The following is a 22,107-nucleotide window of genomic DNA, read 5'->3' on the forward strand; positions in this document are numbered from 1 at the left end:
GAACACTTGGGCTTTTTTCTATTTTTTAATGTTGAACTTATTGCTCGTCGACTTATACTTTTATGAAATGGACCAAACTTTAGGGTGGATTCGTTTGTTGAGTAGGTATAGGAATCATGATTTGGGGAGGTTAGAAGATGAGTAATCCACATATAGAACAAACAAGTCAGGAAGAGGCACGTTTATATGAAGAACTTCGTTGTGCATTGGAAGACGTGCCGCAGGGGAAAGAACGGGAGCAAGTGATGCAGCGAATGATTCATCAGTTAAAGTCCCCGAACTGGCGCAATGGACGTTTGAATGGGATTAAGGAGTATTGGAGCAACGCTAGACCGGCTAAGCTATGGATATGGATTACCGCTGGAGCACTGGCTCCCGTTGTATTTTTCTGCTTATTTATTTGGGCATCCCTTTGGGTGGAGTGAAGCCCAGTGCGTCGTTGAAGAAGCAGGATTGACATAGCACGTGTAAAGATGAAATTGATATTAATATTCTGGTAACAACGTCCTATGAATAAATCAAAAAAATTAGGTTTAGATTAGGAGGTTCACAATGACCTTTTACTCATTTATGGGCGTTGTTATACACGATATGTATTAGATGATCTATAATGATTCTACTTCTTTGGAAAATGTAGGATAGGTGCATGCCTATGCGTTTATACCAAAAAGAGCCTGATGGAGTATCAGGCTCTTTCGCAGGGTCAAGCTGGTGGACATTATATTCTATTTAGAGAATTTGATCTCATCAGGTACTGAACCGGTTTTTACCGTATATGTATCATAATCAACCATTGCAAAAATTTCCTGATCTTTGTGGCCTTGTACATACCCTGTCAGTGAAACCGTATGGGACAGATCCGCGGGGATGAACTTATGATCTGTAAACACAACGTCAATGTCGTAGGTTTCTTTGAAATAAACCAAGCTTACTTCCTCAGCCTTTTGGATGATCTCCTTATTTTCGCTGGACATGCAACCACAAATTAGGGTGAGACTCATGATAGAGAGGAATAGCCAGAGGTAAGGACGAAAACGATAAGAGTGCATCTCTAGCATCAGCTTCCTGTTATAAATTTCAGAACCTCTTAAACTTTGAATAGTTTGAATAGATTGTTTACTTGATTTTCTTATCTAAAAGTTCTTTGGGTACAACAGCTGTTTGTACCTCAAACGTATCGTAATCAATTAGTATACTGATTGATACTTCTTGATTATCTTTAACGTGTCCACTCAAATTCACATTGTGACTAAGATCCTTTGGCATAAATTTATGATCTGTGAAATTCACTTCTGTATTGTAGTGGTCAATGAAATATTGATATCCCACTTGTGTGGCTTTTTCAACAACCTGATCTTGATTGGGAAAGGTATTACATCCTCCGACTATAAAGGCCAAGATGATTAATAAAGTTGATATATATTGAATTTTTTTGAAAATATTCTTCAACCCCCTATATGTGTGAACTTGACACTTAAATAATATACTTTAACTTTTGGAATCAGTAAACACAGGAAGGATAAGCTTATGGATATATATATCAGTGATAAAACCTATAAGGAAATCTCGGAGCTGGCTTATCTTAATATGAAGGCAGGAGATTACCCGGATACACTTGACTCAGCGAATTGGAAAGTGATTGAACCGGATGGAGCCAAACTTCATAGAAGATCCGGATTCGACGCTGTTGTTTTGAAGAATGATCAAACAGACCAGATTGTTATAGGTTATCGTGGAACAGAACCAGGAGGTAATGTTACTGATATGGCTGCGGATTGGGAAACAGATGCCTTCGATGTTTTAGGTGGCAGAACTAGAAGACTCGAAGATGCAGTAACTGACCCGGAACGCCATAACATTTTTAAAAATAGTCCCTTCAAACTTCTTATGGATAAAATGTCTTGGGAGAACAATCAGTTTCACCAAGCCGAGGAACTATATGAGGTGGTACAGAAAGCATATCCTGACTCCGATATTACGGTAACAGGTCATTCTCTCGGTGGTGGCTTAGCTCAATATGTTGCCGCACGGAATGATGTATCCGGGATGACCTATAGTGCCCCAAGTGTGATGAATCTGCTGGATGATGCCAGTATTGCCAAGGTTAACGAAGGATACTTCGATAACAAAATACTTAATGTTGTTCATCCCAATGACTCTGTAGGTGCGGGTGGATTAGTTGAATATGAAAGACATGTCGGTGTTACCGTATATAAAGGGCAAGATTTCGAGTCGGCCAATGCCATGTATCAAAATTGGAAATTCCAAATACAGCTGAAAATCCCGTTTCAACCTCTGGGGGCTGGATCACCAATATTACTGCATGATTTAAAACTCGGTTTTGATCTGAATAAACTGCAAATGGGCAACATTGTCAGACTCATGGATTCCTTTTCCAAGGATGAGGGGAAAGGGTATCACTCCATGAAACAATATCGTTTTGATGAAAAAGGGAACTTGATTGGTCCATTAATTGATCGGAAAACAGGGGCTACCATCGATATTTCTCCTAGGTGGACTGCGCACCAAGAGGCTCTTGCGGCCTTCTCTAAGATTACCTCAGGAGCAGTGGGCACTTTGATATCAGCTATTGCTGGCAATCAAGGAGGACTAGGCGGAGGAAAGATACAATTAACACCGGAAGAGTTAGCACAGTCTGCTCGTGAAATGAGAATGAGTCTAACTGGGTTTTCCAGTGATGCGCAAGCTTCGATTCAGATGTTTCAGACGCATATTTCCACAAGTGAAAGTCAGTCTTTTACTCCGATTGCCTATAACGCGACAGCTACCCTGCAACGGATCAATCGTTGGTACCAGGAATCCATTAGTGAGATCGCAGATTATATTGAGCGTAAGCGAGAAGATTTTGTGATTGCAGACCAGCAGTAAGGAACAAGGTATCTTATCAGACTAACAGGAGGAAGGACATGGGCAGAATTTCCGTATCCTTATCAGACTTAAGAAGAGCAGTTCAGCAATGTGAACAGTTACAACAACGGCTTATGCAACAGGAACAGAAAATGCGAACGATCCATGGAAGATTAAAGCAGGATTGGGTAGGGGTATCGGCAACCGAATTAACCTCCAAAATGCAGTCTTTTGTAGAAGGAGCCTCCACTAAACTTGCCGAACTTGAAGCCCATAAAGAGGAACTCAAACGATATATGCGTAAGATGGAGGAAGCAGATCGGGAAGATCGCAGAGCAAGACGAATGTCTCATTAACCATGGATATGACGATAACGAAGAAATAGTTAGAATCGGCAGATCAAAGGCTCCGAGTCTAACTATTTATAATATATGTGGCTGGCCTGAGATAAAAGAGGCTTGTTGTTACTTATTCATCACCTTGACCTGACCTTGTACATATTCATGGTAGTCACGAAAACTGTTGATGTGTTGCAGGGCATCTGTCTTCGCAGACTGGATTTTAATTTTTCCGGACGGAGGATTGTTTTTCATTTCGGTGACTGCATTTTTGGAGCCCTCAATATCTCCTGACATTTCCTGAATTCGTTGTAACAAAGCAGGGTGGCCTTCATATTGGAGCATCTCGGCGAGTGGTCTCATTTCTTCAAGTTTTTGACTTGAACGCTCCAGCGTTGTCATGACCTGATCGCCATCCGTGTTGACGCTCAGAGAAACCATGCGATGGATATGATCTTTCTCCATTCTTTCCAGGGCTTCTAGGTGAGAAGCTTCTAACCGTTTGGGATCTCCCCAGCTTCGGGTTTGTTGTTCGTTCGGGTTCGTTTGCTCGGCAGTAGGCATGTTATTGCTGTTGTTGCCGTTACCGCATCCCCAAACTAGAGATGTACATGCCAGAATCGCTCCAATAGCAACGATGCGTTTTAAACTCATGTTGTCACTCCTTCAATAATTTCCTGAAGGTAGTATGAGCTATTTTTTCCAAAAACATGCCTGATTTTTAAAGGATACATCCTTATTCGGAATGATAGAAAGTAACCAGGCAGGGCATCGATGTTCAACATAGGTTAAACAAGGAGGAGGGCGGGCTCCTGATTCTCGTTACTCGATTACGAGTGATGGACTATTATTGGAAGTAAACCGGGAGAGGAGAGGATAGAATGAAGGCGATCAAACGCATTAACAAGCCGTATCTTATCTTCCTCGTATGGAATGTGCTTATGGTTTTTGCCGTAGATGGAATGACCATTAAGCATGAATTGGGCAAAGGGGTATCTGGGAATGGCAATCTGGGTATTTTGGCATTATTTCCATCCGTACTTACCTTTCTGATCTTATGTTTCTGGACGGCGTATGTAACGAAATGGTGGTTCTACGACCAACGTGAGTACTGGGGGAGATGGGGCAATGCGGTGGTCAGTGTTGTAGCCGCAGCATTGTGTGTATTGTCTGTCTTCTGGGAGATCTACATCTTTGAAGACTTGCGTGTGCAGCTTAACGGTTATACACATGACCCGGAATCGGCAGTGTATCGTTTTGGCTGGCTGAACCAATATACGAATACGCTATACTACAACTTCCCGATTTTACTGTTTGGCGTATCTTTCGCAGTCATCATCGGTTGGGTGCTGGAGCAGGTGCAACGTTTACGCTCCGAGGCTTGATGACAACGGTTGTTGCTTGCCCGGCTGCAGGACTGGATTGCACATCCCCTACCTACATACCCATATCTACGCTGAAAAGACGATGTTTAAATGCCCTCCTGCTGAACATGTTTGGTTATCAGCAGAAGGTTTTTTTCATCACACTTTCCTCTTGTATTTCCCAGTATACGGAATCGTCAGGTGAATATTTAAAGTTTCAATCGAATCCTCCGTGAGAATCAGGTTTTCCCCATTCCCGGATAACTTGTGCCACAGTTTTGGGTTTTTGCGATACAGTTTTTCTTGTAGACCATATACATCGACTCCCCGTTTTAATCCATTTCGATAGGTCTTCATGATCTGCTCTTTCAGTGTATCCTCGCTTACTCGGGTCATTTCGTCATATGTCATGGGGACGAGATATTCATACAGTGCAGTCAGATATTTGGCATCAATTCGAAAGGTAACTTTCTCTCCCCGAATGATCGGTTCGATTTTTATTGTGGGCAGACCGACACTGAGTGCCCCATAGATTACACCATTTTTTTGAACCAATAGAGGAGCCCGGCGCATGCCTTTAATCAACCAGTGATAGCCAGACAATTCGTCTCGCGACAAAAAATTGAACTTTTCTCCCATCCTTTCGAAATAAGCTCCTTCAATCAGAAACAAGTCATGTTCCTTTTTATTTTGCAGCCATAAGTCCTTGTTTAAGGCAATGACAGGCAGATACGTCGTGGTTGCGGGATCATTGTGCTTGGCAATCAGTTCAAAGCTGAGTACAGGTGCAAACAGCGAATTTTCCAGGTAGCTGGGCAACGGATTGTGCAGGATGCTGTCCAGTGGAGACAAGTTGTAGATCGAAGCGGTGCTCAGAATATCCAGCAAAGGCTCCCGTGTACCGTATACCCATGTGGTATACCGTGCTTCCGGGAATCGTCCGAGCATGTCAAACACATCCTGGATGTGCCGATTGTTCAGCACGCTCTCTGCCATGACGATGGCTGTCACATGCCCCCAGGCAATGTGGAGCTGAGATGCACGCCATAATTCGTTCATGGCGAGGCTCATCGTTTTCCCTTGAGCATGTCCGACCCAGATTGGAGGGGATTCGGCTGTTTTACCTGAATTATCCGTTTTGGCTATACTTGAAAAATCAAGAGTTTGCACGTAAATATGATACATGCCGTCCTTATATTCAATGCCAATTGCCTTGGCATAATCCACCTGCTGAATCTCATATGCACTCCAGCATCCCGTGGTCATGAGGCAAAGCGATAGACTTAACATGCCAAGCAACCAGCGGTGTAATATGCGGCTCATCGACCTTTGCCATCCTTGCGCGGTTTTTGTGTCTCCAGGTAGACAGGTCTGCGTTTCCCCAAACCCGTCGGGACTTTGAATAGTGAGGCAATGGCTTGTTTGAAATTGAGCGGTGTTAAGGGCGTAAGATAAGGGATTCCAAACGATTTCAAGTCCGTCAGGTAGATCAGAAACAGGATCATGGACAGAATGAACCCGTAAATCCCCAGTGTCGCTCCCAAGATAAAGCAAAGAAAGCGCAAAATGAGTATAGAACTGGTCATGACTTGATTGACAATGGTTGCTCCAGCTACAACGGTAACGGCGATGACGACGATCATGAGCGGAGAGACCATACCGGCCCGAATGGCTGCATCTCCGATAATCAGACCACCAACGACGGTTAGCGTCTGTCCAATGGCGCTAGGCAAACGGACGCCGGCTTCCCTGAACAGCTCCATGAGCAGCATAATGAGAAACATCTCAATGCCAGACTCCATGGGAAGCCCCATGCGGCCGACAGATATCGTCGCGACGAGGGGAAACGGAATTTGATCCATGTGGAAAGAAGTCAGCGCGATATAGAAACCGGGCAAAAATATAGTGACAAATAGACCGATGAATCGAAGCAAGCGACCCATATTCACCGGAAGGAAGGGGAAGCTGGCATCCTCTGGTGACTTGAGTAGCAGAAAAAGGTTTACAGGCCCGATAATCACACTGGGATTACCGTCTACGATCAGAACGAAGCGACCGCTCAGCAAGCACTCCGATGCAAAATCAGGTCTGCCCGTGTAATGCGTCAAGGGAAACAAGGTGATCTTGGCAGGTGAGAGCAACTCTTCCAGATCATTTGCCGTCATAAGACGTTCGGTTTGAATGGCATGGAGACGATGTTTTATATCCTTGATCAACGCTGGGTTGGCAATGTTTTTCATATACATCAGAGCCACTTTGGTTGCTGAACGTGATCCGATAAGTTCGATACTGCATGCAAGTTCAGCCGTACGCAACCGGCTACGGATCAAGGATACATTGACTGCAAGTGGTTCAATAAAACCATCCCTTGCTCCGCGGATCGAGACTTCTGTCGTTGACTCTTCTGGTGTTCGTGTAGCCATATTGGAGATATCGATGCTCCACATGGTCTGCAGAGAGGGAAGGCATAGGAGCAGATGCCCTTCAAAAACACGAAGCGATATTAGCTCTGTTCCATACTGCGCATCATCAAGGTCAATGCTGTTCCATTGCAGGTTAATATTTTTTTCAATGTCAGACTTGCGTATGAAATGTGTGATCTCGTAGGTTCGCTTCATCTCTGGCAAGATGATGTCATGGATAATTTGTGTATCGACCATGCCACTGCAATAAGCGACAACCAGCTTCATCTGTCCGTCACCAAGCCGGTGGCTGTCGATAATAACATCATCGGAGCCTGCAAAAAAAGTTTCCAGATGATGCTGATCCATACGGAACGGTTTAGTCCCTGAACGGGTTGGTTTCGTTCGCGGCGTCTGAGCCATGAGCAGGAGCCTCCTTGTCCTTTTTATGAATAAGAGCGGCCAGTGTCAAAAGAGTGGTGATGATTGCCACGTAAGAGAGCATGGCTGGAAATTGAATGTGATCGACATAATAATCAATGTAATCAATGCGCCACCACTGAATAGCCAAAGCGCACATGATCAGCGTGAGACAGAGGATGGTAATGTAGCGTTTCTTAGGTCTGCGTATATCCAGCAGATCAACAATCAGGTACATGGAGATGGCAACACGTGCAAAGGAACCACTAAGCCACTGGTAGATCGAGAGAAAATCAACGTGTTGAAACAGCTTGCCGATATTGACGAGTTTCCATTGTTCGTATGGACTATTCCGCTGTTTCGCCGCTTCTTCTGGCCCGAATTCGACAATGGCTCCGAGCGTAGGCCCCAGCGCCATGCTGATCATGAAGAGGCCGAGCAACAACACATGCCACCAGCGTAGTTTGCCTTTAATGTCATGTTGGAAGAGCATCAGCACCCAGATCTCCATAAGTCCCGCTAGAGAGTAGATCATTCCTCGGATGACGGGAGTCCAGCCATGTTCCATGATGGGGAAGAGCTGACTGTAATCTTTGTATTTCATATTGGCCGACATGACAAAGTAGCCAAGCAGAATGACCAGAGGTAATAGAATACTGGATGTCATGGCAATCGAACGAATGCCTTTGGCTGCTGACCAGGCAGCAACCAGAGCACCTCCACCAGCCAGCACATAGGTCGGTGTAAACGGGAGATAGGTGGATACCGTCCAGTTGGTGGTTTCATATAAGGTGTGTGTCCCTAGCGAGAAGAGCAACAAGACCGCAGTAATGCGAAAGATCCAGGAGGGAACGACGCCGAACTCACGCGTGATCCAATCGGTCAAGCGCTGTCCGCGAATACGGCGGATAATGATGTACATCATACCCAGGAACAGCATGAACAATGGCGCTGCAGCGAGAACAGAGAGCCAGCCATCTCTTCCGGCCACCTCCAGAATGGCGGGGACAGACAAGACGTGACAGACCAGTCCGGCACTGAGCAAAATAATGGAGATGGACAACCAGATGGTGATCTGTCCTTTTTCCTGACCCATGTCCATCCCCTCCCATTTCGATGTGTTTTCGTTAGATTGTACAGTCTATGAGAAAATGATTCGTTTTTCAGATTTTTTCACAGAAAAATCAGCCCGAGATGGACGAAGGGGAAAGAAAGCTATAACATATACGATATAAGGGACAGGTCAAGGTATGGAGTATAAGGGATGAGAAGTGAAGTATGAAGTATAAGTTAGGTATCGAGTATAAGGTATCGTGTGTAAGGAATAAGGCATAAGGAATGAGCTATCCATCAGGCTATGCAGGATGAGGATTATTGGGGAGGATTCAGAGTTTAGGAGTGAATTTTGAATTGAGTTGTAGGTTAAGGTGCTCCCTCACCACTTAAATATTCTAACGATCTCAGATGAGCTTATTTAAGCGAAATGGGGAGTTCTGGAATTCTAACGATCACCAGAAGCCTTATTTTGCTGAAAACACAAGATTAACGCCCATTTTTGAACCAATTCTCCGAAATAAGGTCTCCTGAGATCGTTAGAATATAACAAGGTGTGATATTGCTCAAATAGCGTTCCTGGTAATCGTTAGAGAATGACTCGCACAGGTCACAGGTACCCTTGTTGGCACCAGTATCCACTTCTCACTCGCATCGGTATCCCTGTCCGCGCTCGCCGCAGTATCCGCATCCGCTTCAACAGAGCTATGGACAAGCACTTGCAGCACTCAATATCATTTGCAGCACTTAATATCATTAAGTAACACTCGAAATCACTATGGATCACTCAAGAACAGGGAGGAAACCTTTGATGACACATTCAACTAAATCACCAGAAGAAATTAAAGTAGGGTTTATTGGAACAGGCGTTATGGGAAAAAGCATGGCTGGTCACATTCAGCGTGCAGGCTATCCGCTTCATGTATACACGCGCACTGCCGCTAAGGCAGAAGCGCTCGTGAAGGAAGGGGCTGTCTGGCATGAAACGCCGGCAGAACTGGCTGCTGCTTGTGATGTGATTATCACCATGGTCGGTTATCCCAAGGATGTTGAAGAGATTTATCTGGGAGAAGGCGGGCTTGTTGCCCATGCCAAACCAAGTTCAACCCTGATTGACATGACCACTTCCAGCCCGCTGCTGGCTGCGCGCGTCGCCGAAGCTGCGGAGGCTAAAGGTTTGCATGCACTGGACGCGCCTGTATCCGGCGGCGATATCGGCGCACGGGACGGCAGGCTGTCCATTATGGTGGGGGGGGACGCAGAAGCTTTTGAAGCGGTGCGTCCGATTTTTGAGCAGATGGGCACCAACATTGTGCTGCAAGGCAAGCCGGGCGCCGGACAGCATACCAAAATGTGCAACCAAATTGCTATCGCCTCTGGCATGCTCGGCGTATGCGAAGCACTTGCCTATGCCAAGACGTCGGGACTGGACGCGGAAAATGTGCTGAAGAGTATTGCGACCGGTGCAGCCGGAAGCTGGTCCCTCAGCAACCTGGGTCCGCGCATGATCGCAGGCGATTATGAGCCTGGATTCTATGTGAAACATTTTATCAAAGACATGGGCATTGCCCTGGAGTCTGCTCAAGCGATGGGCATGAACACGCCGGGACTGGCTCTGGCGGAATCGCTCTATCAGGAAATATCGAAGAATGGCTTGGACGAGAAAGGCACGCAAGTGCTGTACACATACTATCTCCAGTCTTAGAAGATGAACATGGGAAGACAGCAGCGGACTCTTTTGCTTAGGAAAAAGGGGATGCTGCTTTTTCTGTATATTTTGAAATAAACTTGATATGGATTTGATATGGACTTATTGTGAACTTGATGTGCGTCTAAAGTCGCAGGTTTGGGTATATACTGTCGTGCACATTTAACGAATCAGTGAATTTGGCAAACGTCTCTTTATTTTTGTTCGACTTTATCCGACATAAGGTATAGGGCTTTACATGCTATACGGTACTAAACATCTACATAATTCATAAACAATACTCCTTAAACCATAATTCATAAGCCATATTCCAGTAACCATTCCAAATAGAACGGAGCTTGCCCATGTTCAAGAAAATTTGGTCTCTGTTCAAGACGCAGCCAGAGCTTGTGAGCCCGCTTACCGATTCTGTTGCAGCTTCGGCTCTGCCGCCAGTTACAGCAATTCCTCCACGTCTGTCCCGTAGTCGGCGCAAAAAGAAGAAGTCCGAAGCTGATTGGATCAGCGCACCGCAAGAACCTACAACCGCCGAATTACTGCTTGGTTTGCCCAGTGAATATAAAGTGTTGAATGATCTGCTGGTTACGAATCCCAAGTCACGTTCGGGATATTCCCAGATTGATCATGTCGTGATTGGCCCGCGGGCGATCTTTGTCATCGAAACCCGGAATCTGACAACTGGAGAGATTCGTGGGGGCCGCCGCGAAGCGAATTGGTCAGTGAGCAGCAGCAGGGTCAAAATGTATAATCCGCTCATGCAGCACCGCGCCCATGTTGAAGCGATTCAGGCACATCTCGGGGATTACAAACGTGTTCGGCTAGTTTCCATGGTGACGTTCACAAACCGTTGCCGGATCAGTGTTGATCCAGCCGTAAGGTATGTCAATTCCGATGAAATGATTATTTATGATCATGAATTGGTGGAGACCATTCAGCGCAAAACAGAACGACTGGAGACAGAACTTCCGGAGACCTTGTATCAAGAACAGGACACTCAGGCGATCTGGAACATGCTCAATACAGTGAATTCAACGGATCATCAGATTCGGGCTGATCATATGGCGAAAGCTAAAGGAATTAAATAGGCAATTTATAGACAATTAAACCGCGAGGATACAGATAAACGAGTATAGATGCGAGCGGATAAATGGAATAATGAGTCACTAGATTTACAGGGTTATCGTCATTTTCAAGTTAGGGTCGGCAAAAAAGACATGAAACAGGGATATACCGGGTCATCGTGCGAACCTTGGAATATCCCTGTTTGCCTTCTATTTTAACCATTAAGGTAAGTGAAGCGTTTGAACATGGCTGGTGTGCATGAATCGTGTGGAACCATCTGCATCAATAACTTCAAGCAACTTGTCGTTGATACTTTTGAGCAATCCTGTCTGTTCAGGTTTGTAACCCAGATTTAAGATGACGAGTTCTCCTGCCATTTTTTGCAGCTGTTGATCGAGTGTGCGAGAGAGTGAGATGGATGATGGCTGTATGGGGAAATGTTGATGTTCCATCGCAAAGGGTCTGCTATTGGAGGGAGAAGGGATAATATATTTCAGATGATGGATGGAAACATAGACCGAATGATGCAAAGGAGAATAGAAGATAAAATAATCGTTCATGATGCTGGTGATATAACCATGCAGCGTGCGCCCACCAATGGAAATTTCACTAAATCTTCCGCGAGCATTCATTAGTACTTTTCGATAAGAGATGTTGTCATGGTCCATTTCGGGATCAGGTGCAGGCACGTCCATGTTAGTAGAAGTTTCCTCTGATTTCGTAAAATGCATCGTTTGAATATGATGAAGCGGCACATAAATGTAGCGCTGATTACCATAGACAACGATAATATCCTCCCCTGCATCAATGACCTCGCCCTGAATAGGCAGCTTGCAGCCGGACAATTCAAACTCAATCGTTTTACCTAACCACATCATTGCAGATTTCACAGTATACCTCCTCTCAATACAGTAGAGCCACCCAGATATATAAGGAAAATAGGCTGATAATTAAACTGATGGGTATCACAATGAAGGTTACTTTCATATACTGTTTCCATGAGACTCGAATATGGTGGGTCCGTAATATATACATCCAAATTAAGGTGGCAAGTGTGCCTATGGGTGTTAATAATGCTCCGATGTCACTTCCTAGTATATTAGCGAGATATGCTAGATGAAGTTGAGTATCACTCAAATGAAGGTCAGTAACGGCGAATGTTCCGATCATGACCGAGGGCAAGTTGTTGAACAAATTGGAGAGCACCGTTAGTAACAACCCGGATACGGCAATAAGACTTGCATTGCCTCTTTCTGCAATCGGGCCTGTGAATTCGGTAATCCATGTTGTCATCCCGGCTCGGTGAAGACTGTCCACAATAATATAAATGCTGAAAGCAAAGAGAAGAATATGCCAAGGTGTCTGTGTGACGACATCTTTCAGTCCGGATCGTGTACGATACCACCGTACAGCAAGCATCAGAACCACACCGGTAATGGCGACAATCTCCATGTGTACACCGAATTGCTCAGCGAGAAAATATCCTGCCCGGATCAATACAACAATCCCGATACAGACACGGAACAACCACCAGTCTACATTCGTTTTGGAGTTATCCGATTCAAATTCTGTTGTCTGCAGTGGATGATAGCCTGATCCAGATGAATTTTGCATGGATACGGGGAAGTGATGAATAACTTTGGGTATGCTTCTGCGAAAATAATAGAGTAACAGCAAAGTCATGGCGATAATTCCGAGCATGGATGGTACAAACATCATCTGAGTGTAGGTGTTCAGGTTTAATCCAACCATTTTTAAGGCAATCAGATTAGCGAGATTACTGAGTCCGATCGGAGCGCTGGAAGCTGTAGCGATGAGTGCACCGGAGATGAGGTAAGGCAACTGCTGGTGAATTTTCAGACGTAACATGGAACAGATTCGAATGATGATGGGGGTAGTGATCAGAATGCTGCCGTCGTTATTGAAGAAGATAGTCATGAGAAAACAAAGTAATAGAATCAGCCAGAACAATCGGAAGCCGGAACCACGTGCCTTTTCAATCATGTTTACAGCGATCCAGCGAAAGAAGCCGATGCTGTCCAGAATAATGGACATGACAATGGTGGAGAGAATCGTAATCGCTGCGCCAGATACAATTTCGAAAATGCCCAGGATATGCCCCAAACTGCTTACACCGGTCAGGATAAGAAGTAGCGCCCCAAGCGAAGTGGGAATCGATTCATTTAATCCGCCAGGACGCCACATCAGGAAAATGACAGTGATGATAAATACCCCGAAGGTTAACCACAACTGGTAATCAGGCATTTACTGTGATTCACCTCCCAGGGGGAGAAGTCCTTGTGAAGACTGTTTCAGATGTTCATGAGTCGAAGTAGGCCTTCCCGGCATAACGATCCAATACAAAGGCGCACCTGTCAAGACGATTGCGATAAAGATCAGCATGATCATTCCCCCCTTTAAACTGGTAGTAACTTAGCTTCTTGTTGTTCTCAAATTACCGTTTGCCACCAGACTTATTTCCGCGAGATTGATTTCCCCGTGATTTGTTACCACCCGATTTATTCCCGTGAGACTGATTGCCACGCGACTTGTTGTTGCCCGATTTATTTCCCTGAGATTTATTTCCGCACGCTTGGTTGCCTGCACTGCGATTCCCTTGGGAACGATTGCCGCCGGACTGCGTATTTTGTGTTTTATTCCCTTGGCTTGTGTTTTTACCGTTGTTGCCGCTGTTATTGCTATTGTTGTTGCTGCTTCCGCGAACCAGGGAGACGGATTTCACATGCTGTAAAGGAATACGGATGATCTCCTGATTTTTTAAAGTCAGAATTAATTGACTCTGGTTGGCATCGGCCAGGATGCCTTCCACTTTTTCCGGGCCTCCGCGATTGATCTGTACAGGACGGAAGCGAAGTGCTTGCATGACGCCAAGTAATGTGTTCGCTGGAATCGGATTCCCCATAGGTCCTCTGGCTCCGCCGGAACGACCTGTGTCGGTAATACTTTTGACATGAGCATCGTTCACATACACCATACCTTCTTTGCAGCTCACAGCCATGTAGTCCCAGCGTACATCCATTAAAGTACCTTGGATTGCATCGGGTCCACCACGATTAATCTTGACTTCTCTTCCAACCAAACCTCTCATTCCCTGACCATTCATAGACATTGTATTTTGCCCCTTCCCAGATATAAGTTCAGATAGGCCGCCCGACGGTTGTTCGTTGAATCCCTGCCACTCGTCATTGGAGTCTGTCTGTAGTTTAATCATATGTGTACCTAGCATCTAAGGAACCAGCAGACAACCATTTGTATAGCAAATTGGCAGTAATCTATGAGAAAAATAGTAATTTATAGATTAGTGTGATATGTTTTCAGCAAATCTACATTGTGACTTCGCGGATGGTTCCATAAATGGGCTGTGCATTCGCCCTTACGGTCTGTTGTCTTTGTGCATAGGATGATGTAATAGCCTACGGGCTTAACTCACAGGTGACCGAAAGGCGGATGGAAATGACTCTACCTGTCTACCACATCCATGTGTCGGCGAAAGAATACCAGCGATTAACATCGAACATATGGTCAGAAACGTTTGTGAACGGCACGATGCAGATGGACGGCAAGCAGCTTCCCATTCGAATTCGGTACCGGGGTGGACATACGCGCGCTTATGAGAAAAAATCATTCGAGATTCGTACGGCAAGCCGTACGTTCCACTTTAATGCGGAATATGATGACCCTTCACTGCTGCGGAATGCACTTTCATTTCAATTCTTTGAATCGATTGGAGTTCCGGCGCCTGATACGCGCCACTGTGTGCTGTATCTCAATGATCAACTCGCAGGGGTGTATGTAAGAATCGAAGGAGTGAAGTCTTCTTTTTTTCGCCAGCGTAGAATGCCTGTCCGGAGTATATTCTATGCCGTAAACGACAACGCCAATTTTGCATTATCCACCGGATCATCTCATTCAGAAAACAGCCAGTTGTCTGGATACAGCCTGATCCGCGGCAATACAGAGGACCGCCGAAGGCTGCACAGGTTTATTCAACAATTGAATATGAAGTCCAAGATGGATCTGTTTCGTTTTTTACAATCGCGGGTGGATATTGACAACTATTTGCGATGGCTGAGCGGGGCTGTGCTGACAGGCAACTTTGACGGATTTCATCAGAACTATACATGGTACGAAAAAGTGAAAAGTGGAAAATATGGAATTTTACCTTGGGATTACGAAGGAACCTGGGGGAGAAACTGTTACGGCGCTAAGGTCAATCCCAATTTGGTTCGCATTCAGGGGTACAATAAACTTACGGGGCGGCTACTCGCATTCCGTACGTTCCGTGAGCAGTATAAGAAGCTGATGAAACAACATTTGGAGCGTGCCTTTACGGAGAAAAGAATCATGCCGCTGGTATATCGATTGCATGATGAAATCCGGGAAGATGTAGGGAACGACCCCTATATGAAGTGGCCTATGAATGTCTTTCTGAATGAGCCGGAGAAGATTCGCACGTATGTGAAAGAGCGCCGTGAATACGTGGGCACCGCGTTAAAACAGCTGTAAAAGGATGCCCAGGCAACGGGCCGCGCTGCCTTGGGTATTTTTATTTTGATAAAATCAGCATGTTCTTCAGGATTCGATTGCAGGTTAAAATTTGAGGTTAATACTAAGAATGAGAAGAACATAACGATGTGGAGATGGAAAATGCGATATAATAGTCGTATTGGTTACGTGAAATTTTACATAGCTTTAAAGAAAGAGAATAACGGAGCTAATGGTGCGAAAGGGATGCAGTATCGCCAGTAACGTGCTCCGGGCCGGAGGAATGGGAATGCTCAAGCTGTTCGTTCACTTGAAAAAGTACCGGGTCGCCGCCATTGCAGCGTTAGTTATGATGCTGATTGAATTAACGGTGGAGCTGGCCCAGCCTTATCTGATTTCTAAAATCATTGATAATGGCATCCAGCAGGGAGACCTGGCCGTCGTATGGATGTGGGGTGGCGTGCTGGTTGGCAGCGCGGTCATCGCATTTGCCGCCGGGATTGCAAGTTCATTTTTTGCCTCTCATGCGAGTCTTGGATTCGGGTATGATCTGCGAGAGAAGCTGTATGACAAGATGCAAACGTTTTCCTATGCCGTGTTTAACCGTTTTGCGACATCATCGCTAATCACCCGGTTAACCGGGGATGTGACCCAGGTGCAGGATACCATCTTTATGAGTCTTCGCTTCATGACCCGTGTTCCGCTCGTGGTGATCGGTAGCATGATTATGGCAGTGGTGGTCAGTCCGCGATTGGGATGGCTACTTGTTGTCATGATGCCGGTGTTGCTCGTTGTTGTGATCTGGATGCTAAAAAAAGCAGCGCTGCTGTTCCGTAATGTGCAACGCAGACTGGATGCCGTGAACGGTGTCATCCAGGAGAATCTGACAGGCATCCGGCTGATCCGTGTTTTTGTACGGATGGGCCACGAGATTGAACGCTTTGCCAGCTTCAGCGGCAAGCTGATGAAAGGCACGATCTCCGCGCTGCGCCTGACGGAGACCACGATGCCATTCATGCTGCTGATGATGAACGGTTGTATTATCGCCGTACTTTGGTTTGGACGGAGAGACATCGTTTCGGGTTCGGCATCCGTTGGTGAAGTCGTTGCGGTCATTAACTATTTGCTACGTACCATTGGGGCATTGTCGATGTTATCGTGGATTCTGGTCACCTTTTCTCGGGCGAGCGCTTCAGCACAGCGTCTGAATGAAGTGTTTGAAACCGAGGATACGTCAGAAACGGATCGTACGGGACGGAGAGAGCAGGAGATTTCTACGGGGAATACAGGTATCACACGTTCGTTGAATCATTTGCATAGCTCTGGCTCTATACAGCATAAGCAGGAGCAGCGTACCGTACAAGGTGAAGTTGAGTTCCGCGGAGTTGGTTTCAGTTATCCCAACAGTGACATTAAAGTGCTGGAAGATATTACGTTCTCTGCAAAAGCAGGTGAGCGGATTGCTATTATGGGGGCTACCGGATCAGGAAAATCCTCTCTGGTGCAACTCATTCCACGCTTGTATACGGAAGAACAAGGTGAGGTGCGTATTGATGCTGCAGATGCATCCGAACTGGATCTGCCGACCCTTCGTAAGGCGATTGGTTACGTCCCTCAGGAAGTCGTACTATTCACGGGTTCTGTGCGTGAAAACATTGCTTGGGGACGAGAAGATGCCACGATGGACGAGATTGTGGAAGCGGCAAAACGGGCTCAGATTCATGAGACCATCGAGCAGTTGCCGAACGGATATGATACGTTGCTCGGTCAGAGGGGGGTTAACCTTTCGGGTGGGCAAAAGCAGCGCCTCTCCATTGCGAGAGCATTGGTACGCCGTCCAAGCATTCTTATTCTGGATGACAGTACAAGTGCGCTAGATGTAGCTACCGAAGGCAGGCTTCTAGATGCACTTGAAGACCTCTCCTGTACAACGTTTCTTATTACGCAGAAGATCAGTTCAACCACTTCTGCCGATCTGATTCTGCTCCTGGATGATGGATGGTTGATTGGACAGGGAAAACACGAAGACTTGATGGAGTCGTCGGAGTTATACCGCCGAATTCATGAATCACAATATGGGGAGGGCGCACAGTATGTTCAAAGCATTCATTGAGCCTTTCCGTCAGCCGCGGCCTGTTCTGGATTCCGAGTCACTCCGTTCAGGGGGGCAGGGTAAACCGAAAGCAAGAGCCAAAAACTGGTCAGGCACGCTCGGACGAATCTGGAGTTACCTCTCACGCCGCAAGGTCAAGCTTTCGCTTGTGCTGTTAATGGTATTTGCCAGTTCTGCTCTGGCTCTGCTTGGGCCTTATATGGTCGGTATAGCCATTGACCAATTTATCGCGGGAGAAGCGACCAGTTCAAGCTGGGCCTGGTTTCTGCTTGGACTGGCAGCGGTGTATGTACTCTTTTCGCTCACATCCTGGCTCCAGAATATTTGGATGATTGAGATTGCTCAGGAGACGGTATTCCGTATGCGTTATGACCTGTTTGCTCATCTGCATAAGCTGCCGATTCCTTTCTTTGGGAAGCGTCAGCAAGGTGAGATTATGAGCCGGGTCACCAACGATATTGAGAACGTTAGCAGTACGCTGAACAGCTCAGCGATTCAGATTTTTTCGAGTGTGTTAACGCTAATTGGCACATTAGGTGTGATGTTGTGGCTCAGCCCGTTGCTCACGTTACTCACATTTATTGTTGTACCTCTAATGGCTCTGGGGATGCGCTGGATAACGCGCAGAACGGGACCGCTTTTCAAAGAACGGCAACGTAATCTGGGTGAACTCAACGGTTATATTGAGGAAACGTTATCCGGGCAACGGATCATCAAGGCATTTTCGCAGGAAGAAAGGGTGATTCGGGGGTTTGAAGAGCGTAACATGCGCATTCGCATTTCCGCATTCTGGGCACAGACGATTTCAGGTTTTATTCCAAAACTGATGAACGGACTCAACAACCTGAGCTTTGCAATCGTAGCGGGGATTGGCGGTATTTTGGCGATACAGGGTTCCGTTACGGTAGGGGTCATCATTATTTTTGTAGAATACGCGCGTCAATTCACACGTCCGTTGAACGATCTGGCGAATCAGTGGAACACGCTGTTGTCTGCGATCGCGGGGGCAGAGCGGGTGTTCGAGGTGCTGGATGAGGATGAGGAATCCAAGGATGAAGGGGCTGCCATTGCCTTGGATCACATGCTGGGCAACGTTCGGTTCGATAAGGTGTCCTTTGGATATGATGAGGGTCGTGATATTTTGCGTGACATCAGTTTTGAAGCGAAGCCGGGCGAGATGATTGCGCTGGTCGGTCCAACAGGAGCAGGGAAAACAACGCTGATTCAGCTCTTATCCCGCTTTTATGACCCGACAAGTGGAACGATTACGGTGGATGGGCACAAGGTGACAACTATTCGGCGGGAAAACCTGAGGTCGCACATGGCGTTTGTATTGCAGGATTCATTTTTGTTCCAGGGAACGATTCGCGAAAATATCCGGTTCGGACGTCTGGATGCATCCGATGAAGAAGTGGAGATTGCCTCCAAGCTGGCGAATGCACATTCCTTTATTATGCGAATGAAGAACGGGTATGACCGGGTGCTTCAGGCGGATGGGAGCGGCATTAGCCAAGGACAGAAGCAATTGCTAGCTATTGCCCGGGCGATCCTGGCTGATCCATCCATTCTGGTATTGGACGAGGCGACCAGCAGCATTGATACGGTGACTGAGATCAAAATTCAGGAGGGGCTGGAACGTCTGATGCATGGCCGCACCAGCTTTGTCATTGCCCACAGGCTGAATACGATTCGTCAGGCAGACCGGATTCTGGTACTTAAGGATGGGAGACTGCTGGAGCAGGGGTCACATGGTGAACTGCTGAAACAGGGTGGATTTTATAGTGAGCTGTATAACAGTCAACTGCGGAAGAAAGCACAATAGAGTGTAGGGTGGCATGAAGCAGAAGAGTGGGAGGAAGAGAGGGGTACTTTTCCTTTCGGTGTAAAGACGGTAATCCAGACTCAGGCTAGCGATGTAATAGCAGAAGGATTGGAGCACGGAAGGGGGCTTCAATCCTTTTTTGATATGTGCAGTAAAGAAAAAGATATTGATTCTTGACAGAGAGGAAGTCACAGTTGTATATTTAGTTCACGAACAGTTAGACATCTAACATTTAGATTTTGACTCTGAGTAAGTAAGCAGGTAAGTAAGAGAACAGTGATGAAACAAATTAAAGAGGAAGCAGAACAGGAAGGAGAGAATTCATGCGCGAAAATACGCCGTATTCGAATCTGTTTCAAACGATTGGCATCAAGATCAAACGCAAAGCCGATGAGCAGGTTAACGAACTGGGATTGAACGCTCAACAAGGTAGAATCATTGGATATATCTACGAGCATCAGGACGAAGGATTAATTCAGAAAAATCTGGCGGACGTCTTCAACCGCAGAGATGCAACGATTACAAGTATGTTAAAAGGACTGGAGAAGAACGGTTATATCGTTCGTAAAATTCCAGCGAATAATGAGCGCCAAAAGAATCTGTATGTATTGCCGAAGGGCGAGAAAGTGATTCAGGATATAGAGCAGATGTTTTCGACCGTGGAGAATGAGATTGTAAAAAGCCTATCAGAGGAAGAACAGGCAACATTGATACGTTTGCTGACCAAGGTTAATCAGAATTTATAAGGTTGATTACGGTGACTGGGGATATATAGAGCAGATGAACTGCTCTTAAGTAAAAACTTAGAATTCAAACTATTAGTGTTCTATTAATGAAATTGTAAAGATAACTGTAATTGTGGCTGTAGTTGTACAAGTAATTATGAAAGTAAATGTATCAAGTTTTAATTTTCTTTAGATGTTTGCGAACATTTAGCGTGGTGTTTTTTGTGTTAATACTTAGAAATCTAATTGTTAAGTGGTTAAGAAAGGTGGAGGTTACTATGAAAGAAAAACATTCAAACTCCTATTATCTGGACAAAGCGCCTGTCCATAAGTCGATTATGCATTTGTCCATTCCGATGATGCTGGGTATGTCCGCGGGAACATTGTATAACCTCATCAACGCGTTTTTTATCGGTCTTGTTCACGATACAGGCATGTTCAGCGCCATTACCTTGGGGTTGCCGATCTTCACGGTATTAATGGCTTTTGGCAATATGTTCGGGGTGGGCGGTGGCACATTCATTACACGCTTAGCGGCAACGGGAGAGAAGGAAAAAGCAAAACGAGTCGCAGGGTATTCCTTTTATTCCAGCTTGGGCATCGGTCTGCTCATTGCCCTGGTCGCTTGGTTGTTCATCTCACCCATTGTTCAGGGACTGGGAGCGGATCAGGCTGTATATGAGTACACCAGTCAATATGCCATTACACTTCTGGGCGGAGGGGCTATCGTTATTCTTAATTTTGCGCTGGAACAGCTGGTTCGGTCTGAAGGTGCCTCGAAAGAATCTATGATTGGCATGTTTATCAGCATTGCAGCCAGCATCGTTCTGGATGTGCTGTTGATTCTGATATTGAATTGGCATGTGATTGGAGCCGCGTTGTCGATCGTATTAGCCAATGCTTGTTCAGCAGCCTATTATGTTTGGTTTTTGTCCCGCCGCAGTGAGAATTTAAGAGGGTTTCTGGGACATTGGAAACTTCAGGTCAGAGACCAGATGGAAGTATTCAAAATTGGGGTTTCCGAGCTGCTGCAGACCTCTTTTCTAATCGTATCTACGCTGCTACTGAATCATTACGCGATGATCTATGGAGAAAGTGTAGTCGCTGGGTTTGGTATTGCTTTACGGGTTGTACAGCTTCCCGAGTTTCTTGCGATGGGTATCTTTATGGGGATTATCCCTCTGGTGGCACACAGTTTCGCAAGTAAGAAGTTTGGTCGTTTAAAGGCTACGTATAAGCAGGCCTCGCTGTATATCATCGGTATTGGGGTTCTTTTCATAGGCATCGTTTATATGTTCAAGGAACCTGTAATTCGGTTATTCTCTTCGGATGCAGCTGTACTGGAAGCTGGAGGTTCGATTCTGGTGGCGATGTTGATCTCCGCTCTGTTTACTGGATTAACAGGTCTGTTTACAGGCATTTTCAAAGCGGCGGGAGAAGGCATCCCGACCAATATTATGGCGATATGCCAGGGAACGCTGTTTATTCCGGTGATTATCGTTTTTCATAAATTCTATGGGCTTACAGGCATCATCTGGTCTATGACAGTAACGGAGATCATTACATCTGTTCTGGGACTCATCCTGTTCGCGTACCACTACAGACGCATAAATAGAATGCAAAAACAGGTGGTTGCTGTTTGAAAGAAGATGTACATGGATATATACTAATCATCTAATGGAAAACTATACCATGACGTAACAAGGACAGGTGGATATACTAAAAT

21 protein-coding genes are annotated in these 22,107 nt (G+C 45.8%); 11 read left to right on the forward strand and 10 right to left on the reverse strand.

The genetic code is table 11. The features are described from left to right. Positions 1–137 precede the first annotated feature (137 nt). Positions 138–425: a hypothetical protein gene (locus EC604_RS04595; RefSeq protein ID WP_123063019.1), complete on the forward strand. Its 288-nt coding sequence runs from the start codon at positions 138–140 to the stop codon at positions 423–425. A 300-nt stretch (positions 426–725) separates the two neighbouring features. Here the strand turns inward: EC604_RS04595 and EC604_RS04600 are convergent, their stop codons facing one another. Together EC604_RS04600 and EC604_RS04605 are read right to left on the reverse strand one after the other, a co-directional pair. After that, complete coding sequence (locus EC604_RS04600; protein ID WP_123063020.1) at positions 726–974, reverse strand: DUF1433 domain-containing protein; 249 nt, start codon at positions 972–974, stop codon at positions 726–728. Positions 975–1,116: 142 nt separating this feature from the next. Then, on the reverse strand, positions 1,117–1,449 hold the full coding sequence (locus EC604_RS04605; RefSeq protein WP_123063021.1) for a hypothetical protein: 333 nt from the start codon (positions 1,447–1,449) through the stop codon (positions 1,117–1,119). 78 nt (positions 1,450–1,527) lie between these two features. Between EC604_RS04605 and EC604_RS04610 the strand changes: the two genes are divergently transcribed. Both EC604_RS04610 and EC604_RS04615 read left to right on the forward strand, forming a co-directional pair. Continuing rightward, complete coding sequence (locus EC604_RS04610) at positions 1,528–2,889, forward strand: lipase family protein (protein WP_123063022.1); 1,362 nt, start codon at positions 1,528–1,530, stop codon at positions 2,887–2,889. 38 nt (positions 2,890–2,927) lie between these two features. Next, positions 2,928–3,224, forward strand: a complete 297-nt coding sequence (locus tag EC604_RS04615) for a WXG100 family type VII secretion target (protein WP_123063023.1) — start codon at positions 2,928–2,930, stop codon at positions 3,222–3,224. 108 nt (positions 3,225–3,332) lie between these two features. Here EC604_RS04615 and EC604_RS04620 read toward each other — a convergent pair whose 3' ends face one another. After that, positions 3,333–3,860 carry a hypothetical protein gene (locus EC604_RS04620; RefSeq protein ID WP_123063024.1) on the reverse strand — a complete coding sequence of 176 codons (528 nt, stop codon included), beginning with the start codon at positions 3,858–3,860 and terminating at the stop codon, positions 3,333–3,335. Positions 3,861–4,087: 227 nt separating this feature from the next. On the opposite strand from EC604_RS04620, the gene EC604_RS04625 reads away from it, so the two are divergent. Further along, positions 4,088–4,591 (forward strand): hypothetical protein, encoded by a 504-nt coding sequence (locus EC604_RS04625; RefSeq protein ID WP_123063025.1) that lies wholly within the window; start codon positions 4,088–4,090, stop codon positions 4,589–4,591. A 138-nt stretch (positions 4,592–4,729) separates the two neighbouring features. On the opposite strand, the gene EC604_RS04630 is transcribed toward EC604_RS04625, so the two are convergent. From EC604_RS04630 to EC604_RS04640, 3 genes are read right to left on the reverse strand one after another with little or no spacing between them, the layout of a single operon-like run. Beyond that, positions 4,730–5,893, reverse strand: a complete 1,164-nt coding sequence (locus tag EC604_RS04630) for a Ger(x)C family spore germination protein (RefSeq protein ID WP_123063026.1) — start codon at positions 5,891–5,893, stop codon at positions 4,730–4,732. Beyond that, the gene (locus EC604_RS04635) at positions 5,890–7,395 is read right to left on the reverse strand and encodes a spore germination protein (protein ID WP_123063027.1); all 1,506 of its coding nucleotides are present in this window, start codon (positions 7,393–7,395) and stop codon (positions 5,890–5,892) included. Before EC604_RS04635 ends, EC604_RS04630 begins: the two co-directional genes overlap by 4 nt. After that, positions 7,352–8,488 carry a GerAB/ArcD/ProY family transporter gene (locus tag EC604_RS04640; protein ID WP_161556857.1) on the reverse strand — a complete coding sequence of 379 codons (1,137 nt, stop codon included), beginning with the start codon at positions 8,486–8,488 and terminating at the stop codon, positions 7,352–7,354. The genes EC604_RS04635 and EC604_RS04640 overlap by 44 nt, the downstream gene beginning before the upstream one ends. A gap of 768 nt (positions 8,489–9,256) precedes the next feature. Here EC604_RS04640 and EC604_RS04645 point away from each other — a divergent pair. Together EC604_RS04645 and EC604_RS04650 are read left to right on the forward strand one after the other, a co-directional pair. Further along, positions 9,257–10,150, forward strand: a complete 894-nt coding sequence (locus EC604_RS04645; protein ID WP_123063029.1) for an NAD(P)-dependent oxidoreductase — start codon at positions 9,257–9,259, stop codon at positions 10,148–10,150. A gap of 347 nt (positions 10,151–10,497) precedes the next feature. Beyond that, positions 10,498–11,238: a nuclease-related domain-containing protein gene (locus EC604_RS04650; RefSeq protein ID WP_123063030.1), complete on the forward strand. Its 741-nt coding sequence runs from the start codon at positions 10,498–10,500 to the stop codon at positions 11,236–11,238. 198 nt (positions 11,239–11,436) lie between these two features. Here EC604_RS04650 and EC604_RS04655 read toward each other — a convergent pair whose 3' ends face one another. From EC604_RS04655 to EC604_RS04665, 4 genes are read right to left on the reverse strand one after another with little or no spacing between them, the layout of a single operon-like run. Next, entirely contained in the window at positions 11,437–12,105 is a 669-nt protein-coding gene (locus tag EC604_RS04655; protein WP_123063031.1) for a DUF2642 domain-containing protein, read from the reverse strand. A gap of 13 nt (positions 12,106–12,118) precedes the next feature. Next, positions 12,119–13,480, reverse strand: coding sequence for an arsenic transporter (locus EC604_RS04660; RefSeq protein ID WP_123063032.1), 1,362 nt, complete (start codon positions 13,478–13,480; stop codon positions 12,119–12,121). Further along, positions 13,481–13,618 (reverse strand): hypothetical protein, encoded by a 138-nt coding sequence (locus tag EC604_RS29835; RefSeq protein WP_161556859.1) that lies wholly within the window; start codon positions 13,616–13,618, stop codon positions 13,481–13,483. It lies immediately after the preceding gene. Between the two features lie 52 nt (positions 13,619–13,670). Then, positions 13,671–14,447, reverse strand: a complete 777-nt coding sequence (locus tag EC604_RS04665; RefSeq protein WP_161556860.1) for a hypothetical protein — start codon at positions 14,445–14,447, stop codon at positions 13,671–13,673. A 236-nt stretch (positions 14,448–14,683) separates the two neighbouring features. Between EC604_RS04665 and EC604_RS04670 the strand changes: the two genes are divergently transcribed. The 5 genes from EC604_RS04670 to EC604_RS04690 all read left to right on the forward strand — a co-directional run bounded on the left by EC604_RS04670 (position 14,684) and on the right by EC604_RS04690 (position 22,024). Then, complete coding sequence (locus EC604_RS04670) at positions 14,684–15,742, forward strand: CotH kinase family protein (RefSeq protein ID WP_123063034.1); 1,059 nt, start codon at positions 14,684–14,686, stop codon at positions 15,740–15,742. Between the two features lie 262 nt (positions 15,743–16,004). Beyond that, positions 16,005–17,834: an ABC transporter ATP-binding protein gene (locus tag EC604_RS04675; RefSeq protein ID WP_123063395.1), complete on the forward strand. Its 1,830-nt coding sequence runs from the start codon at positions 16,005–16,007 to the stop codon at positions 17,832–17,834. Beyond that, positions 17,815–19,656 carry an ABC transporter ATP-binding protein gene (locus EC604_RS04680; protein WP_123063035.1) on the forward strand — a complete coding sequence of 614 codons (1,842 nt, stop codon included), beginning with the start codon at positions 17,815–17,817 and terminating at the stop codon, positions 19,654–19,656. Before EC604_RS04675 ends, EC604_RS04680 begins: the two co-directional genes overlap by 20 nt. A gap of 323 nt (positions 19,657–19,979) precedes the next feature. Next, complete coding sequence (locus EC604_RS04685) at positions 19,980–20,402, forward strand: MarR family winged helix-turn-helix transcriptional regulator (RefSeq protein WP_123063036.1); 423 nt, start codon at positions 19,980–19,982, stop codon at positions 20,400–20,402. 257 nt (positions 20,403–20,659) lie between these two features. After that, the gene (locus tag EC604_RS04690; protein ID WP_123063037.1) at positions 20,660–22,024 is read left to right on the forward strand and encodes an MATE family efflux transporter; all 1,365 of its coding nucleotides are present in this window, start codon (positions 20,660–20,662) and stop codon (positions 22,022–22,024) included. Positions 22,025–22,107: the final 83 nt, after the last annotated feature.

It is taken from the genome of Paenibacillus amylolyticus, from assembly GCF_003719335.1.
In the GTDB taxonomy this organism is placed as follows: domain Bacteria; phylum Bacillota; class Bacilli; order Paenibacillales; family Paenibacillaceae; genus Paenibacillus; species Paenibacillus amylolyticus_D.

Coding starts and splice junctions, on each gene's coding strand:
- EC604_RS04595 (WP_123063019.1), top strand. CDS start 138: ATGAGTAATCCACATATAGAACAAACAAGTCAGGAAGAGGCACGTTTA.
- EC604_RS04600 (WP_123063020.1), bottom strand. CDS start 974: ATGTCCAGCGAAAATAAGGAGATCATCCAAAAGGCTGAGGAAGTAAGC.
- EC604_RS04610 (WP_123063022.1), top strand. CDS start 1,528: ATGGATATATATATCAGTGATAAAACCTATAAGGAAATCTCGGAGCTG.
- EC604_RS04615 (WP_123063023.1), top strand. CDS start 2,928: ATGGGCAGAATTTCCGTATCCTTATCAGACTTAAGAAGAGCAGTTCAG.
- EC604_RS04620 (WP_123063024.1), bottom strand. CDS start 3,860: ATGAGTTTAAAACGCATCGTTGCTATTGGAGCGATTCTGGCATGTACA.
- EC604_RS04625 (WP_123063025.1), top strand. CDS start 4,088: ATGAAGGCGATCAAACGCATTAACAAGCCGTATCTTATCTTCCTCGTA.
- EC604_RS04630 (WP_123063026.1), bottom strand. CDS start 5,893: ATGAGCCGCATATTACACCGCTGGTTGCTTGGCATGTTAAGTCTATCG.
- EC604_RS04635 (WP_123063027.1), bottom strand. CDS start 7,395: ATGGCTCAGACGCCGCGAACGAAACCAACCCGTTCAGGGACTAAACCG.
- EC604_RS04640 (WP_161556857.1), bottom strand. CDS start 8,488: ATGGGTCAGGAAAAAGGACAGATCACCATCTGGTTGTCCATCTCCATT.
- EC604_RS04645 (WP_123063029.1), top strand. CDS start 9,257: ATGACACATTCAACTAAATCACCAGAAGAAATTAAAGTAGGGTTTATT.
- EC604_RS04650 (WP_123063030.1), top strand. CDS start 10,498: ATGTTCAAGAAAATTTGGTCTCTGTTCAAGACGCAGCCAGAGCTTGTG.
- EC604_RS04660 (WP_123063032.1), bottom strand. CDS start 13,480: ATGCCTGATTACCAGTTGTGGTTAACCTTCGGGGTATTTATCATCACT.
- EC604_RS29835 (WP_161556859.1), bottom strand. CDS start 13,618: ATGCTGATCTTTATCGCAATCGTCTTGACAGGTGCGCCTTTGTATTGG.
- EC604_RS04665 (WP_161556860.1), bottom strand. CDS start 14,447: ATGATTAAACTACAGACAGACTCCAATGACGAGTGGCAGGGATTCAAC.
- EC604_RS04670 (WP_123063034.1), top strand. CDS start 14,684: ATGGAAATGACTCTACCTGTCTACCACATCCATGTGTCGGCGAAAGAA.
- EC604_RS04675 (WP_123063395.1), top strand. CDS start 16,005: ATGGGAATGCTCAAGCTGTTCGTTCACTTGAAAAAGTACCGGGTCGCC.
- EC604_RS04680 (WP_123063035.1), top strand. CDS start 17,815: ATGTTCAAAGCATTCATTGAGCCTTTCCGTCAGCCGCGGCCTGTTCTG.
- EC604_RS04685 (WP_123063036.1), top strand. CDS start 19,980: ATGCGCGAAAATACGCCGTATTCGAATCTGTTTCAAACGATTGGCATC.
- EC604_RS04690 (WP_123063037.1), top strand. CDS start 20,660: ATGAAAGAAAAACATTCAAACTCCTATTATCTGGACAAAGCGCCTGTC.